General features: G+C 68.7%; 16 protein-coding genes. 8 read left to right on the forward strand and 8 right to left on the reverse strand.

Annotation, left to right across the window (positions count from 1 at the left end; genetic code table 11):
- The first annotated feature begins 57 nt into the window (after window positions 1-57).
- From ACFVAE_RS07925 to ACFVAE_RS07940, 4 genes are read left to right on the forward strand one after another with little or no spacing between them, the layout of a single operon-like run.
- Window positions 58-1359 (forward strand): ABC transporter substrate-binding protein, encoded by a 1302-nt coding sequence (locus tag ACFVAE_RS07925; RefSeq protein WP_378890036.1) that lies wholly within the window; start codon window positions 58-60, stop codon window positions 1357-1359.
- Entirely contained in the window at window positions 1356-2261 is a 906-nt protein-coding gene (locus ACFVAE_RS07930; protein WP_378890038.1) for a carbohydrate ABC transporter permease, read from the forward strand. The genes ACFVAE_RS07925 and ACFVAE_RS07930 overlap by 4 nt, the downstream gene beginning before the upstream one ends.
- Window positions 2258-3190 carry a carbohydrate ABC transporter permease gene (locus ACFVAE_RS07935; protein ID WP_378890040.1) on the forward strand — a complete coding sequence of 311 codons (933 nt, stop codon included), beginning with the start codon at window positions 2258-2260 and terminating at the stop codon, window positions 3188-3190. The genes ACFVAE_RS07930 and ACFVAE_RS07935 overlap by 4 nt, the downstream gene beginning before the upstream one ends.
- Window positions 3187-4191, forward strand: a complete 1005-nt coding sequence (locus ACFVAE_RS07940; protein ID WP_378890043.1) for a hydroxyacid dehydrogenase — start codon at window positions 3187-3189, stop codon at window positions 4189-4191. The genes ACFVAE_RS07935 and ACFVAE_RS07940 overlap by 4 nt, the downstream gene beginning before the upstream one ends.
- A gap of 4 nt (window positions 4192-4195) precedes the next feature.
- On the opposite strand, the gene ACFVAE_RS07945 is transcribed toward ACFVAE_RS07940, so the two are convergent.
- From ACFVAE_RS07945 to ACFVAE_RS07955, 3 genes are read right to left on the reverse strand one after another with little or no spacing between them, the layout of a single operon-like run.
- Window positions 4196-4588 carry a DUF1304 domain-containing protein gene (locus tag ACFVAE_RS07945; protein WP_378890045.1) on the reverse strand — a complete coding sequence of 131 codons (393 nt, stop codon included), beginning with the start codon at window positions 4586-4588 and terminating at the stop codon, window positions 4196-4198.
- 38 nt (window positions 4589-4626) lie between these two features.
- Window positions 4627-4986 (reverse strand): MmcQ/YjbR family DNA-binding protein, encoded by a 360-nt coding sequence (locus tag ACFVAE_RS07950; RefSeq protein ID WP_378890048.1) that lies wholly within the window; start codon window positions 4984-4986, stop codon window positions 4627-4629.
- 21 nt (window positions 4987-5007) lie between these two features.
- Complete coding sequence (locus ACFVAE_RS07955) at window positions 5008-5469, reverse strand: MarR family winged helix-turn-helix transcriptional regulator (protein WP_378890050.1); 462 nt, start codon at window positions 5467-5469, stop codon at window positions 5008-5010.
- A gap of 126 nt (window positions 5470-5595) precedes the next feature.
- Here ACFVAE_RS07955 and ACFVAE_RS07960 point away from each other — a divergent pair, with 126 nt between their 5' ends.
- From ACFVAE_RS07960 to ACFVAE_RS07970, 3 genes are all read left to right on the forward strand, one after another.
- A complete protein-coding gene (locus ACFVAE_RS07960) occupies window positions 5596-6690 on the forward strand; it encodes an ABC transporter ATP-binding protein (RefSeq protein ID WP_378890052.1) in 1095 nt (364 codons plus the stop codon).
- Window positions 6691-6778: 88 nt separating this feature from the next.
- Window positions 6779-7921: an LLM class flavin-dependent oxidoreductase gene (locus ACFVAE_RS07965; protein ID WP_378890054.1), complete on the forward strand. Its 1143-nt coding sequence runs from the start codon at window positions 6779-6781 to the stop codon at window positions 7919-7921.
- Window positions 7914-8597 (forward strand): NADPH-dependent F420 reductase, encoded by a 684-nt coding sequence (locus ACFVAE_RS07970; protein ID WP_378890057.1) that lies wholly within the window; start codon window positions 7914-7916, stop codon window positions 8595-8597. Before ACFVAE_RS07965 ends, ACFVAE_RS07970 begins: the two co-directional genes overlap by 8 nt.
- Before the next feature lie 21 nt (window positions 8598-8618).
- Here ACFVAE_RS07970 and ACFVAE_RS07975 read toward each other — a convergent pair whose 3' ends face one another.
- The 5 genes from ACFVAE_RS07975 to ACFVAE_RS07995 all read right to left on the reverse strand — a co-directional run bounded on the left by ACFVAE_RS07975 (window position 8619) and on the right by ACFVAE_RS07995 (window position 12481).
- Window positions 8619-9599 (reverse strand): NAD-dependent epimerase/dehydratase family protein, encoded by a 981-nt coding sequence (locus ACFVAE_RS07975; protein WP_378890059.1) that lies wholly within the window; start codon window positions 9597-9599, stop codon window positions 8619-8621.
- A gap of 68 nt (window positions 9600-9667) precedes the next feature.
- Window positions 9668-10702, reverse strand: coding sequence for a tocopherol cyclase family protein (locus tag ACFVAE_RS07980; RefSeq protein ID WP_378890061.1), 1035 nt, complete (start codon window positions 10700-10702; stop codon window positions 9668-9670).
- A gap of 38 nt (window positions 10703-10740) precedes the next feature.
- Window positions 10741-11097 (reverse strand): YciI family protein, encoded by a 357-nt coding sequence (locus ACFVAE_RS07985; protein ID WP_378890063.1) that lies wholly within the window; start codon window positions 11095-11097, stop codon window positions 10741-10743.
- A complete protein-coding gene (locus tag ACFVAE_RS07990; RefSeq protein ID WP_378890066.1) occupies window positions 11094-12356 on the reverse strand; it encodes an RNA polymerase sigma factor in 1263 nt (420 codons plus the stop codon). Before ACFVAE_RS07990 ends, ACFVAE_RS07985 begins: the two co-directional genes overlap by 4 nt.
- Entirely contained in the window at window positions 12353-12481 is a 129-nt protein-coding gene (locus ACFVAE_RS07995) for a hypothetical protein (RefSeq protein WP_378890069.1), read from the reverse strand. The genes ACFVAE_RS07990 and ACFVAE_RS07995 overlap by 4 nt, the downstream gene beginning before the upstream one ends.
- A 284-nt stretch (window positions 12482-12765) precedes the next feature.
- Between ACFVAE_RS07995 and ACFVAE_RS08000 the strand changes: the two genes are divergently transcribed.
- Window positions 12766-13194 carry a MarR family winged helix-turn-helix transcriptional regulator gene (locus tag ACFVAE_RS08000; protein WP_378890071.1) on the forward strand — a complete coding sequence of 143 codons (429 nt, stop codon included), beginning with the start codon at window positions 12766-12768 and terminating at the stop codon, window positions 13192-13194.
- Window positions 13195-13211 lie beyond the last annotated feature (17 nt).

Below are 13211 nucleotides of genomic sequence, written 5' to 3' on the forward strand. Positions count from 1 at the left end.
CGTCGCCACGTCTCAGGATGGGGAACCGCAAGGTCCCGATTCAAAGGAGAACCCCACATGTCTTTGCGCCGCACCCTGATCGCCGCCACGGCGCTGCTCGCCTCCGGCGCGCTGCTGGCAGGATGCTCGTCCGCCCCCTCCCCCGCCTCCGCACCCACCAGCACCGAGAAGGCGAAGGGCGAGGTCACCTTCTGGTCGTCTCTGAGCGGGATGGCCGACGTGGCCGCCGCCTTCAACAAGACTCACCCCGACATCACGGTCACGTTCGAGGAGATCCCCCAGGCCGCTTCCGGCGGCTACACGAAGTTGTCGGCAGCGATCGGATCCGGCACCGGACCCGACGTCGTCGGCATCGAGTACAACCGGCTCACCGACTTCGCCGCCTCCGGTCAGCTCACGCCGCTGGACGGCCTCATCCCGGCGAAGACGATCGGCGAGTACCCGAAGAACATCCGGTCGCTCGTGCACCTCGGCGGCGACACCTACGCGATGCCCTACGACGCCCCGCCGATGATCATGTGGTATCGCCAGGACGTGCTCGACGCCGCGGGCGTGGCCTCCGCGCCGAAGACCTGGGCCGAGTTCGAGGCGGCCGCTCGTGCGGTCAAGAAGTCGAACCCGAACGCGTACCTGACCAGCTACTTCACCGCCGAACCACAGCTGGCGCCGATGGCCTGGCAGGCCGGCGCCACCTGGTTCGCCGCGAAGGACGACAAGTGGAAGGTCACGATCGACGACAAGGCCACGACGAAGATGGCCGCCTTCTGGCAGCGCCTGATCGACGAGGACCTCGTCAAGAAGCAGCCCGGATTCAACGACGAGTGGACCTCAGATCTGCAGAAGGGCGTCGTGGCCGGCTGGCTGGGCGGTTCATGGGGCGCCTCGGCGCTGAAGACCCGCACTGAGCCTGCGAACCAGCAGGGCAAGTGGATCGCGGCGGTTCCCCCCACCGAAGACGGCAAGGCGAGCGGCTCGCTGAACGGCGGCACGAGCTTCGCCATCCCGAAGACCAGCAAGAACCCGGCAGCAGCCGCCGTGTTCCTGAAGTGGCTGACGACCACGAAGGAGTCCGTCACCGCACGAGGCGCTGTCGGAACCGCCTACCTCGCCTACCCCGGCCTGAACGACGCCGCGAAAGCCGTCGCCCCGACCGACTACTACGCGAACGACATCTACCAGGTGTTCGACGAGGCGTACGCGGGTCTGCGTCCGTGGGCGTGGGGACCGAGCTACGCGGTCACCGAGACCGCGTTGAAGAACGCCGTCACGAGCGAGCCGGCCATCCCCGCGTCCGTCACCAAGACGCAGGCCGGCACCGTCAGCGGGCTGGAGCAACTCGGGCTGGACATCGCAGAATGAACTCCGCCAGACGGTCGCTCCCGGGCACCGGCGGACGCACGGCAGCCCTGTTCCTGACCCCCTTCCTGGTGCTCTTCGCGGTCACGATGATCGCGCCGATCGCCTACGCGATCGGGATGAGCCTGTTCGTCGAGCGCCGAAGCGGTCTGGGCTTCGGTGCCACGACGACGGAATTCGTCGGGCTCGGCAACTACCTCTCCGTGCTGTCCGACGACACGTTCACGCAGGGGTTCGGCCGTCTGGCGCTCTACTGCCTGATCTACGTCCCGACGCTGCTGTTCGCGGCGCTGGCGCTGGCCCTGCTGCTGGATGCCGCAGCCGCGCGCCTGCGGCGGATGTTCCAGCTGCTGCTGTTCCTTCCGCACGCTGTCCCCGGCGTGATCGCCGCACTGATCTGGGCCTACCTCTACACGCCGGGCGTGAGTCCGATCGTGAACGTGCTCGCCGCGGGTGGCATCTCCATCGACTTCCTCTCGGTGCATCTGGTGCTGCCGTCGATCGTCAACATCTCGGTCTGGGAGTGGACCGGATACAACGTCGTCATCCTGTTCACCGCGCTGCAGGCCGTACCGCGCGAGGTGCTCGAGGCCGCCCGCGTCGACGGCGCAGGCGAGATCCGCACCGCCCTGTCGATCAAGACCCCCCTGGTGTGGCCGGCCATCAGCGTGGCGCTGCTGTTCACGGTGATCGGCTCGCTGCAGCTGTTCACCGAGCCGAAGATCCTGTCCTCGGTGACCACGAACGTCACGAGCACCTGGGTGCCGAACATGTGGGCCTATGAAGCGGCGTTCGTGCGCAACAACCTGCCCCAGGCCGCGGCGGCCTCGATCATCCTCGCGCTGCTCGCCGCCGTCCTGTCCTGGTTCGTCACCCGGTTCACCGCGAAGGAGGGTCAGCGATGACCGCCGTCCTCGATCGTCAGGCCGCTCCGGTCGCCTCCCCTGCCACCGGCATCCGTCCGCCGCGCCGGAACCGTCGCGGCGGGAGCCGCGACGCAGCGTCCCGCCCCTCCGGTCTCGTCGCTGTCAACGGCCTTCTGATCGTCGGCTCGGCCTACATGATCCTGCCGCTGCTGTGGCTGGTGTTCGCGGTCTCGAAGACCGCATCCGGCCTGTTCGACGGAAACGCGTTCTCGTTCGGCGGCGCGTTCCTGCAGAACCTCGGCAGGCTCGTCACCACGGATGACGGCATCTTCCTGCGCTGGCTGCTCAACAGCATCCTGTACGCAGGGATCGGGGCTGTCGTCGGCGGGCTGATCTCGGTGATGGCCGGGTACGCGTTCGACAAGTTCGCGTTCCGGGGCAAGCGTTTCCTGTACGGCGCCGTGCTGATCGGCGTGCTTATCCCGAACACCGCCACGGTGATCCCGCTGTATCTGCTGGCTGCGGCATCAGGTCTGACGAACACGATCTGGGCGATCATCATCCCCTCGCTGTGCAACCCGTTCAGCGTCTATCTGGCCAGGATCTTCAGCGCGGGCTACCTGCCCGCAGAGGTGCTCGAGGCCGCCCGCGTCGACGGCGCCGGACCGATCCGCACCTTCCTCAAGGTGTCACTGCCGATGCTCGTGCCCGGCTTCGTCACGATCGCGCTGTTCCAGTTCGTCGGGGTATGGAACAACTTCATGCTGCCGCTGATCATGCTGCAGAACCGCGACCTGTTCCCGACGAGCGTCGGCATCTTCCTGTGGCAGTCGCAGGCGCCGCAGAACCCGGAGTTCTCCACCCTGGTCATCGCCGGCTCGTTCCTGTCGGTGCTCCCGCTGCTGGTGGCCTTCATCTTCCTGCAGCGCTTCTGGCGCGCGGGACTCTCGGCGGGGAGCGTGAAATGACTGCACGACTGAGCGTCGCGTTCGCGATGTCCGCGGTGTCGCTCGAGCGGGTCTTCCCACCCGAGCGCCAGGCGGCGATCGCCGAGATCGCGGAGATCCGCGGCATCCTCACCGAATTCGATTCGGCGGATGCCCTGGGCGTGCTCGCCGAGGTCGAGGTGATCGTTACCGGGTGGGGTGCCCCCGTCGTCGATCTCGCCGTGCTGGACGCCGCGCCGCGGCTGCGCGCGGTGCTGCACTCCGCCGGATCCGTCAAGCCGTACATCGCCCAGGCCGTGCTCGATCGCGGCGTGCAGGTCAGTTCAGCGGCAGCCGCCAACGCCGTGCCCGTGGCCGAGCACGCGGTCGCGATGATCGTGCTGGCGGGCAAACGCGCGCTGCCGATCGCTGCGCGCTACCGCGAGGTCCGCGCCTACTTCGACATCGAGGCCGCGTTTCCCGGCATGGGCAACTTCGGCAACCGGATCGGTATCATCGGCGCGTCCAAGGTCGGTCGGCTGGTGCTGGAGAGGCTGCGCGCCTTCGAGTTCGAGGTGGTCGTCTACGACCCCTTTCTGACGGATGCCGAGGCCGCTGATCTCGGAGCGGTGCGCGTGAGCCTGGACGAGCTGCTCGCCACCAGCGACGTCGTGTCCGTGCATGCCCCGCTTCTGCCGTCGACGATCGACCTGATCGACCGTCGCGGGATCGGGCTGATGCATCCCGGTGCGACTCTGATCAACACCGCACGCGGCGAGATCATCGACCAGGCCGCGCTGACGGAGCGGGTGGTGGCCGGCGAGATCTTCGCGGTTCTGGATGTCACGACGCCGGAAGTGCTCGACGCGGATGACCCGCTCTACGCATCGGACCACGCGATCGTCACACCCCACATCGCCGGTTCGATGGGGCGGGAACTCGGTCGCCTGGCGCGATCCGTGCGCGACGAGCTGGTGCGCCTGAGCGCCGACGAGCCGCTCGCGCACGCGATCGACGCGCGGGCGCTCGCGATCACCGCGTGACGGCTCAGGTCGTCGCGGAGACGATCAGGCTGATCACCGCGAGCAGCGGGAGGGTGCCCTGCACTGCGGCCGCCCGCGCCTTGGACGCATCCGAGAGGATGAGCACGAGCGCGGCTGCGAGCATGGTTCCGGTTCCTGCCAGCATCAGCGCGATTCCGACCGCCGTGCCGCCCGAGAGCGCGATGACGATGCCGATCACCGTGATCACGGCGAGGAACAGGTTGTAGAACCCCTGGTTGAACGCGAGCGCCTTCATCGTCTGCGCGTCCGCCTCGGAGGGGACGCCGAAGACGCGACGGGTGGACGGGTGCGTCCAGCGAACCGACTCGAGCACGAAGATGTACACGTGCAGCAGCGCCGCGACTGCGGCGAGCACGATTCCGAGGATGAGGAACATGATGTGACACACCGTAGTCCCATTCGGGCGTTCCGCGGCTACCCCGGCCCGTCCGGGTGCGCGAGGTCGTAGGCACGCGACAGCTTCTGCGGCACGACCATGCGCCAGGCATCCACGACGAACTCCCTCGCCTCGGCGGGGTCCAGCGCCGCCAGGTCGGATCGCACCCAGTGGAACCGCATGTCCGACGGCGACGGCATCGAGAACTTGTCCGGCTGCCCGCCGACCAGCCCCTCGCGCATCTCCTTCGGGAACCCGAACTCCATCGTGCGCTCGTCCGCCGAGAACGCGACGTAGACCAGCTGGCCGACCCGGAACTTCACCCGGCCGCGGACGAGCACCTCGTACGACCGCTCCAGCGTCGAGCCGAGAGCGCGTACATCAGCGATGGTCGCCATCGCCTCAGGATACGACCGCCCTCAGACCTCGAGATGGCGGCGCAGCGACGCCGAGATCCCGTCGAGCTGCTCCAGCTGCTCGGCGCTCAGCGCATCGATGAACAGCTCCCGCACCGCACGCAGGTGCGGGACGGACCCGGCCCGGAACGCCTCACGTCCGGCATCCGTCGCCAGGACGTCGACGCCGTGTGCGACGTCGGCGCAGGGAGTGCGGGCGATCAGGCCGCGCTTCTCCATCCGGCCGAGATGGTGCGAGAGCCGGCTGCGCTCCCAGCCGATCATCGACGCGAGCTCCGAGGAGCGCAGCGTGAATCCCGGTGCCTCGGTCAGGGCGAGCAGCACGCGGTAGTCCCCCGACGAGAGCGCCGACTCGGCCAGCATCCGACCGCCCAGCCGGGTGCGCAGCGCCTCAGAGGTCTCGACGTAGTCCCGCCACACCCGCAGCTGCTCAGGCGTCGGCATGGTGCGGCGTTTCTCGCTCATCGACCCTCCCGGAATTGATACGTCAATTCAATTGTTGCAGCATCATGCGTCCGCCGGGACGATCCGGCGGCGTTTTCTCTCACAACGGATCGTCCGGCACGTACCTGCCGGTGAAAGGAAGAAGAGATGGCTACTGTCACATTCGAGCAGGCGACGCGAACCTACCCCGGCGTGGCGCGCCCCGCAGTGGACAAGTTCGACCTGGAGATCGCCGACGGCGAGTTCCTCGTTCTCGTCGGCCCCTCGGGCTCCGGGAAGTCCACGACGCTGCGCATGCTCGCCGGCCTCGAAGAGGTGGGCGCCGGCCGCATCCTGATCGGCGACCGCGACGTCACCGACGTGCCGCCGAAGGACCGCGACATCGCCATGGTGTTCCAGAACTACGCGCTCTATCCCCACATGACCGTCGCCGAGAACATGGGCTTCGCCCTGAAGATCGCCGGCGTCGGCAAGGAGGAACGCGCAGCCCGCGTGCTCGAAGCCGCCGAACTGCTGGATCTGGTGCCCTTCCTCGAGCGCAAGCCGAAGGCGCTCTCGGGCGGCCAGCGTCAGCGCGTCGCCATGGGTCGCGCGATCGTCCGCCAGCCGCAGGTGTTCCTCATGGACGAGCCGCTGTCGAATCTCGACGCCAAGCTCCGCGTGCAGACCCGCACCCAGATCTCGTCGCTGCAGCGCCGCCTCGGCGTGACCACGGTCTACGTCACCCACGACCAGGTGGAGGCTCTGACCATGGGCGACCGTATCGCCGTCCTCGCCGACGGTCTCCTGCAGCAGGTCGGCACCCCGCGCGACCTCTACGAGCACCCGCGGAATCTGTTCGTGGCCGGCTTCATCGGCTCCCCCGCCATGAACCTGTTCCCGACGGATGTCGCTGACGGCGGCGTGCGGTTCGGCTCCTCGATCGTCCCGATCGAGCGGGATGTGCTCGCAGATGCCGGCCCCCGGGTCATGATCGGCGTGCGCCCCGAGGACGTCGAGATCACGTCCGATCCGAGCCAGGGCCTCACCGTGATCGTGGACCTGGTCGAGGAGCTCGGGGCCGACGGCTACCTCTACGGCCACGCCACCGTGGACGGCGAGCGCGTCGACGTCATCGCCCGCGTCGACGGGCGGGTGCACCCGAACGCCGGCGACACCGTGCACGCGACACCGAAGCCGGGCCGCGTGCACCTGTTCCATGTCGAGAACGGGCAGCGTCTCAACGAGGCCGTGTCCGGCTGAACGCGAGTCGCGGAGGCGAGCAGGAGCATCCCGCCGAACATGGGAATTGACACGTCAATACATGTGTTGCACCTCGATGATGGGCCGGATGCTCCGGCCGAGGGAAGGTCGTGAGGCGATGTCCACCGAGGCGTCAGGATTCGAGTTCGGGCTGAACTCCTTCGGAGACGTGGCCACCGACGGCGGTCGCGTGCAGACCGATGCCGAGGCGGTGCGCCTGCTCGTCGAGGAGGCGCAGCTGGCCGAGTCCGTCGGCCTCGACGTCTTCAGCGTCGGCGAGCACTACAAGCAGGATCAGGTCGACTCGGCGACGCCTGTCGTCCTCGCGGCGGCCGCGCAGGCGACCTCGACGATCGGACTCGGCACCTCGGTCACCGTGCTGTCCACGCAGGACCCGGTGCGGCTCTACCAGGAGTTCGCGACCGTGGACGCCATCTCCGAGGGACGCACGCACCTCGTGCTCGGCCGTGCCTCGGCGATCGAGTCGTTCCCGCTGTTCGGCTACGACATCGCCGAGTACGAGGCGATCTTCGAGGAGAAGCTCGACCTGTTCCTGCGCCTCATGCATGAGGATCACGTCACTTGGTCCGGCAGGTACCGCGCACCGCTCGACGACGTCCGCCTGCACCCGCGGATGCCGGAGGGCGGCGTTCCCGCATGGATCGGCATCGGCGGCAGCCCCGACTCCGTCGTCCGCGCCGCCAGGCACGGGCTGCCCCTGATGATGGCGATCATCGGCGGCCGGCCCGAGCGCTTCGCCGGGCATGTGGAGCTGTATCTGCGGGCGCTGGCGAAGTTCGGCCACCAGGAGCTGCCGATCGCCCAGCACTCGCTCGGTCTGATCGCCGAGACCGACGATGAGGCGAAGAACGTGCACTGGAAGCACTGGCAGCCGGTCGTCACCGAGATCAGCAAGGAGCGCGGCTTCTACCCGCCGACACCGGAGCGCTACGCCGAGGAGATCGAGTCCGGCGCGCTCTATGTCGGCTCGCCCGAGACCGTCGCGCAGAAGATCGCCGCCGCGGCCAGGGCGAACCACCTGTCGCGCTTCGACCTGAAGTACGACCTGCGCCACCTCCCCCGCGAGGTGCGCGAGAGCAGCATCCGGCTCTTCGGCGAGAAGGTCGCGCCGCGCGTCAAGGAACTCCTCACCGAAGACCCCGGAGACTGGTACCTGACCCGGCGCCCGGTCGCCCAGATCACGAAGGACGGAAAGTCAGTCCATGTCTGAGAACCTCACCGACAGCAGCATCCGCACCGTCGGCATCCTCGGCGCCGGCAAGGTCGGCACGGTGCTCGCGCGGCTGGCCGTCGCGGCCGGCTACCGCGTGCTGATCGCGGGCTCCCGCGACCCGGAGCGCATCGCGCTGACGATCGAGGTCCTCGTGCCCGGCGCGACCGCCGTGCACGCCGACGAGGCGATCCGTGAGGCCGACGTCGCCGTGCTCGCACTGCCGCTCGGCAAGCACCAGAACCTGCCCGCGGATCTGCTCGACGGCAAGCTCGTCATCGACACCATGAACTACTGGTGGGAGACCGACGGCATCCGCGACGACCTCAGCGACCCGCGCACCTCGACCAGCGAGATCGTGCAGGAGTTCCTCGACGGCGCGCGCGTCGTGAAGGCCCTGAACCACATGGGCTATCACGACCTCGACGAAGAGGCCCGGCCGGCCGACGCCGCAAGACGCAAGGCGATCGCGATCGCCGGCGATGACCAGGCGGATGTCGCCGCGGTGGCCGCCTTCGTCGACTCCCTCGGCTTCGACCCGGTGCTGGCCGGGCCCCTCGCCGCGGGCGCCGTGCTGCAGCCCGGCAACCCCGCCTTCGGCGCGAACCTGCCGGCCGACGAGCTGCGTGCTCTGATGGATGCTGCGCCGCAGCAGCATCCGGTGCCGGTGAGCTGACCGGCACGGATCGGATCCGCCTCAGACTTCGGAGTCGAGTGCGCTGCGCACCTCGCGTTCCTCCTCGTCTGTGAGCCCGGCCTGCCGTGCCACATCGCGGCTCCGCTCGTACTCGAGTGCGCCCGCGAGGGTCTCCGCCAGCGGGCGCGTCTCCAACCCGGCGGCACGGGCGCGGGCCGTGTCCATCGTGGCGAACCAGCGCCAGTCCTGGTCTGCGATCCACAGCGGCATCGACTTGGGCCCCATCCACTGTCCGATGCCGAGCTCAGCCATCCGCTCGAGCGGGACGAGTCTCAGCGGGGCGCCGCTGCGTGCGACCTGCCTCGACGTCTCGAGGACCTCACCGAGGGTCGTCATCGGCCCGGTCGCGTTGAACACACCATCGATCCGCTGCTCGGCGGCGGTGATCAGCCAGCTCGCAAGATCGCGGACGTCGATCAGCGCAACGGGGAAGTCGAGGTCGTCCGGGGCAATCACGTCGTCGCCGGTCGGCGATGCGAAGCGCCACGGCCAGTAGCCGGTGCGGCCGGAGGCATCGCCCGGCCCGCCGATGAGACCTGAGCGAACGATCGTCGCCGAGGACGCGGCTCCCGAGATCAGGCGCTCGCATGCCACCTTCGCCGGCCCGTACGCCTCCATCGACTCCATCACGTCACCGTCGAGAGGGTCCAGGAGCGCGGCGTCCTCGGACTGCTCGGCCCGATCGAATGAGGCGTACACGTTCCCCGTCGACACGAAGACCCAGTGCCCGGCATCGAGGTCCCGCACAGCACGGCGGACCTGACCGGGGTGACGCGACACATCGATCACGGCATCCCAGCGCCGACCGGTCGCACGAACGAGCCCGTCCTCCTCGTCGCGATCGGCTGCGATGAAATCGACGCCTTCGGGCGCGCGCGAGGTGCCGCGCGCGAGACAGGTGACTGCGTGCCGGCGGGCGACCGCCTCGCTCGCGATCGCACGCCCCAGGAATGCAGTACCGCCGAGAATCAGGATCTCCATGGCTCGATGCGACCATGCCCCGCGGTGCACTGTCCAGCGATTCCGCTCACGGCAGACGGTCCGCTGAGTCAGCCGTCGACAGGCGCGGCGTGGGTCGCGGAAGGATCCACCCCGCGCCGCACGAGCTCGGCGCGCGCCCGGTCGAGCCCGCCGTGCTCGAGGCCGGCCAGCGCCGAGCTGCCCGACCACACGACGGCTCCCCTGCGGCGCACGGTCACGTCGAGGGTTCCGGCGAGGTGCTCGAGCGCACCGGCCGTGTTCTGTTCCTCGGAGGGCAGCGGCACCGGCAGCACGCACGACGCCCCGCGCGGCGCCGTGCCGGTGACGTCGATCGTCCACCCGAATCCCCGGCCGTGCAGCATCCACCGCTCGTCGTCGACGACGGCGCGCACCGGGCTGACGCCCGGGTTGCCGAGCCGGACGATGCGGCCGCCGGGCAGCCGCACGACCAGCCCCGTCACCTCGGTGCGGAGGGGGCCTGCGTGCACCTGCCCTCCGGCGAACGCCACGCAGGCGTCCCGCTCGGCGAAGCCCTGCGCCTGCCCCCACCACCAGGAATCGGGGAACCCCTCGCGGCCCCAGTTCTTCTCAGCGTAGATCTGCGCGTCGCACAGCTCCCATGTCTCGTCCCCCAGCGTCGCGGTGCCGTTCACCCGCCCGCCGAGCAGCCACGGATGCCAGTACTGGTTCAGCGCCGGCACGGACTGGAAGACGCTCGACCCGCCGAACGCCCGATGGGGCCAGCGCAGCGGGGTGCTGATCGTCACGTCGAGGCGGGCATCCGGCCCGAGGTCGACGTGCAGGAACCGGTCACTGCCGTGGAACGCGTGACCGGCGTGTGCTCCGATGTCGCGACGATCGGCATATGCCGTCGGATGCTCGGCCACTCGCAGGAACCGACCGGGATGCGCGGCGTACCCGAGCGTCGACCAAGGTCCGTGCGGACCGCGATTGACGCCGTTCAGGGCGATGATCGCACGGCCATTCGTGGCATCCGTGATGCGCCAGAAGTAGCCCTCCATCGCGACGCCGGGGTGCGCGGGCAGCGGACTCTGGAACGGCAGATCCGCCCCGGTCGATCGGTACCACCCGCGCAGACCCATGTGCGTTGTCTAGCACGGTGCGGTGCGCCGGGGAAGGTTCAGTCGCGCTCCCAGGGCAGCTTGACCAGCGGCAGGATGTAGATGCGGCCGTTGATGGCGACCGGATGCTTCGCCATGAACTCGGCTGCCTCGTCGATCGAGTCCGCGGTGATGAGGTCGTAGCCGGCGAACCACTCCTTGAACTCCGGGAATGGTCCGTCGGTGATGAGGGTCTGGCCGCCACGCACGGCGACGGACTTCGCCTGTTCGGCGCCCGCGACCGGCGCGCCCATCTCGAGGCGGCCCGCGGTGTTCCCCTCGGCGGCCCAGCGCTCGAGGATCGCCTGGTCCTCGTCCTGCGGCAACTCGGTGCCGGTCGGGTCGGACATGTGGATGACGAGGTACTTGCTGCTCATGATGGTGCTCCATTCGGGGTTGCGAGTTGGTTGCGTCGGCGGATGAGGTGTGCGGTCTCGGCGGCGTTCCCGGCCAGTTCGATCGCGCGGTCGTAGGCGGACCGCGCGTCTGCGGATCGGCCGGTCGCCCGCAGCAGTTCCGCACGGGTGGCGTGGTAGGCGTGGAAGCCGTCGAGCCTGTCGGCGAGCCGGTCCACGATCGCGAGGGCGACGTCGGGCGAATCGTGCTCGGAGATCGCGATGGCCTTGTTGAGGGTGACTATCGGGCTCGGATCGACCTCCTCGAGGCGGGAGTACAGCGTCACGATGCGGGCCCAGTCGGTGTCACGCGCATGCGGCGCCGTGACGTGGACGGCGTTGATCGCCGCGAGCAGCAGGTACCGACCGGGGCGGATGCTCGGCGCCGCATCCAGCAGCTGGAGGCCCTCGGCGATCAGCACCCGATCCCATGCGCCGCGATCCTGCTCGTCCAGCCGCACCAGTTCGCCGTCTGCCGAGACGCGCGCCGCGGAGCGCGCCTCGGTCAGCAGCATCAAAGCGAGCAGCCCCGCCACTTCGGGATCGTTCGGGAGGAGCTCCCGGGTGAGCCGGGTGAGCCGGATCGCCTCGGCCGTCAGTTCTCGCCGGATCGGAGGCATGTCCGGCCCTGTGGCGAGGTATCCCTCGTTGAAGACCAGGTAGAGGACAGCGAGGACGCCGTCGATGCGAGCCGGAAGGTCCTCCGCCGCAGGGATCGTGAACGGGATGCCGGCCGAGGTGATCTTCGCCTTGGCGCGGCTGATCCGCTGCCCCATAGTCGTGTCCTGCACGAGGAACGCGTGGGCGATCTCGGCGACGGTGAGCCCGCCGAGCATCCTCAGCGTCAGCGCCACGCGTCCCTCCAGCGGAAGTGCCGGATGGCAGCAGATGAACAGCAGCCGCAGGCGATCGTCCTCGATGACGCCGACCGGCGGGGCCGGTTCCGGATCATGCAGCATGATCGCCTCCCGGTGCTTGTCGTCCCGGTGTGCCTCCCGCCGCAGCCGGTCGATCGCCCTGCGATTGGCGGTGGTGGTCACCCACCCGGCCGGGTTCGGCGGGATGCCGTGATCCGGCCAGTGCTCGACGGCGGCCGCGAACGCGTCGGCCGTCATCTCCTCGGCCAGATCGAGGTCGCCGAACCGCCGGGTGAGCCCCGCGACGATCCGCGCCCACTCCTCCCGGTGCACGCGCGTGATCGCCGCCATCGCGTCCGCTGAGCTGTCCTGATAGAGGGTCATCGTTCATCTGTACTACGCCGCTCGGCGATGCGCTCGGCGACCACACGGCGTCGTTCGGCCTTGACCATTGCACGCTCGGTCTCGAGGCGGTGGATGAGGATCGCTCCCATCGAATCCATGTACATGCGAGAAGCCCTTCCAGATCGGTCCGGATCTGTTTCGTCCGGTTATCAAGACCACGAACGACGATGGGCGGTTTCGACACCCGTGCGCCGATTCGGAATCCTCACGATGTTTCCGTGACCAAACCGTTGCTTTTCGTTACCTCGCCGTTATAGAGTGATCGCACGGTGAATGTTTGCTGTGGCATCCACCGCATGTGATTGCAGGACCTCTTGGTGCAAGGGACAAGGGCCGGTCGGGAGCCTCTCCGACCGGCCCTCAATCATGTCCGCGCTAATCTGTGATGATGACCGATCGCCAGCTCGCCCTGCAGGCGTGGGAGAGCCTCTTCCGCGCCCAGCACGAGCTGTTCGCCGAGATGATCACCGACTTCGACGGCGCCGACGTCACCCAGGCCGAGTACGACGTGCTGCTCACGGTCGTGCGCTCCTGTGAGATGACCGCCCGGCTGCGTGATGTCACCGCGAACATGCTCATCAGCCAGCCCAGCGTCTCGCGCCTCGTCGACCGGATGGTCAGCCGCGGCCTGATCACGAAGGCCGCCGATCCGGAGGACGGCCGCGGCTCACTGCTGACCGCCACCGAGGACGGCGCACGCACTTTCCGCGTGCTGGCGGCTTCGCACGGCCGTTCCATCGCCGAGAAGATGTCGAGACTGGATGCCGATGAGCAGCGCACCCTGCTCGCCCTGACGGAGAAGCTCCGCGGGCTGTGATCCACGGGGAGTTCTCC

Origin of the sequence: Microbacterium sp. NPDC057659 (assembly GCF_042799915.1) — a bacterium.
GTDB lineage: Bacteria > Actinomycetota > Actinomycetes > Actinomycetales > Microbacteriaceae > Microbacterium.

Excerpts from the sequence above, each read along its gene's own strand:
- ACFVAE_RS08000 (WP_378890071.1), top strand. The coding sequence starts at position 12,766 with ATGACCGATCGCCAGCTCGCCCTGCAGGCGTGGGAGAGCCTCTTCCGC.
- ACFVAE_RS07970 (WP_378890057.1), top strand. The coding sequence starts at position 7,914 with ATGTCTGAGAACCTCACCGACAGCAGCATCCGCACCGTCGGCATCCTC.
- ACFVAE_RS07925 (WP_378890036.1), top strand. The coding sequence starts at position 58 with ATGTCTTTGCGCCGCACCCTGATCGCCGCCACGGCGCTGCTCGCCTCC.
- ACFVAE_RS07940 (WP_378890043.1), top strand. The coding sequence starts at position 3,187 with ATGACTGCACGACTGAGCGTCGCGTTCGCGATGTCCGCGGTGTCGCTC.
- ACFVAE_RS07975 (WP_378890059.1), bottom strand. The coding sequence starts at position 9,599 with ATGGAGATCCTGATTCTCGGCGGTACTGCATTCCTGGGGCGTGCGATC.
- ACFVAE_RS07930 (WP_378890038.1), top strand. The coding sequence starts at position 1,356 with ATGAACTCCGCCAGACGGTCGCTCCCGGGCACCGGCGGACGCACGGCA.
- ACFVAE_RS07955 (WP_378890050.1), bottom strand. The coding sequence starts at position 5,469 with ATGAGCGAGAAACGCCGCACCATGCCGACGCCTGAGCAGCTGCGGGTG.
- ACFVAE_RS07990 (WP_378890066.1), bottom strand. The coding sequence starts at position 12,356 with ATGACCCTCTATCAGGACAGCTCAGCGGACGCGATGGCGGCGATCACG.
- ACFVAE_RS07960 (WP_378890052.1), top strand. The coding sequence starts at position 5,596 with ATGGCTACTGTCACATTCGAGCAGGCGACGCGAACCTACCCCGGCGTG.
- ACFVAE_RS07995 (WP_378890069.1), bottom strand. The coding sequence starts at position 12,481 with ATGTACATGGATTCGATGGGAGCGATCCTCATCCACCGCCTCGAGACC.
- ACFVAE_RS07945 (WP_378890045.1), bottom strand. The coding sequence starts at position 4,588 with ATGTTCCTCATCCTCGGAATCGTGCTCGCCGCAGTCGCGGCGCTGCTG.
- ACFVAE_RS07965 (WP_378890054.1), top strand. The coding sequence starts at position 6,779 with ATGCTCCGGCCGAGGGAAGGTCGTGAGGCGATGTCCACCGAGGCGTCA.
- ACFVAE_RS07950 (WP_378890048.1), bottom strand. The coding sequence starts at position 4,986 with ATGGCGACCATCGCTGATGTACGCGCTCTCGGCTCGACGCTGGAGCGG.
- ACFVAE_RS07935 (WP_378890040.1), top strand. The coding sequence starts at position 2,258 with ATGACCGCCGTCCTCGATCGTCAGGCCGCTCCGGTCGCCTCCCCTGCC.
- ACFVAE_RS07980 (WP_378890061.1), bottom strand. The coding sequence starts at position 10,702 with ATGGGTCTGCGCGGGTGGTACCGATCGACCGGGGCGGATCTGCCGTTC.
- ACFVAE_RS07985 (WP_378890063.1), bottom strand. The coding sequence starts at position 11,097 with ATGAGCAGCAAGTACCTCGTCATCCACATGTCCGACCCGACCGGCACC.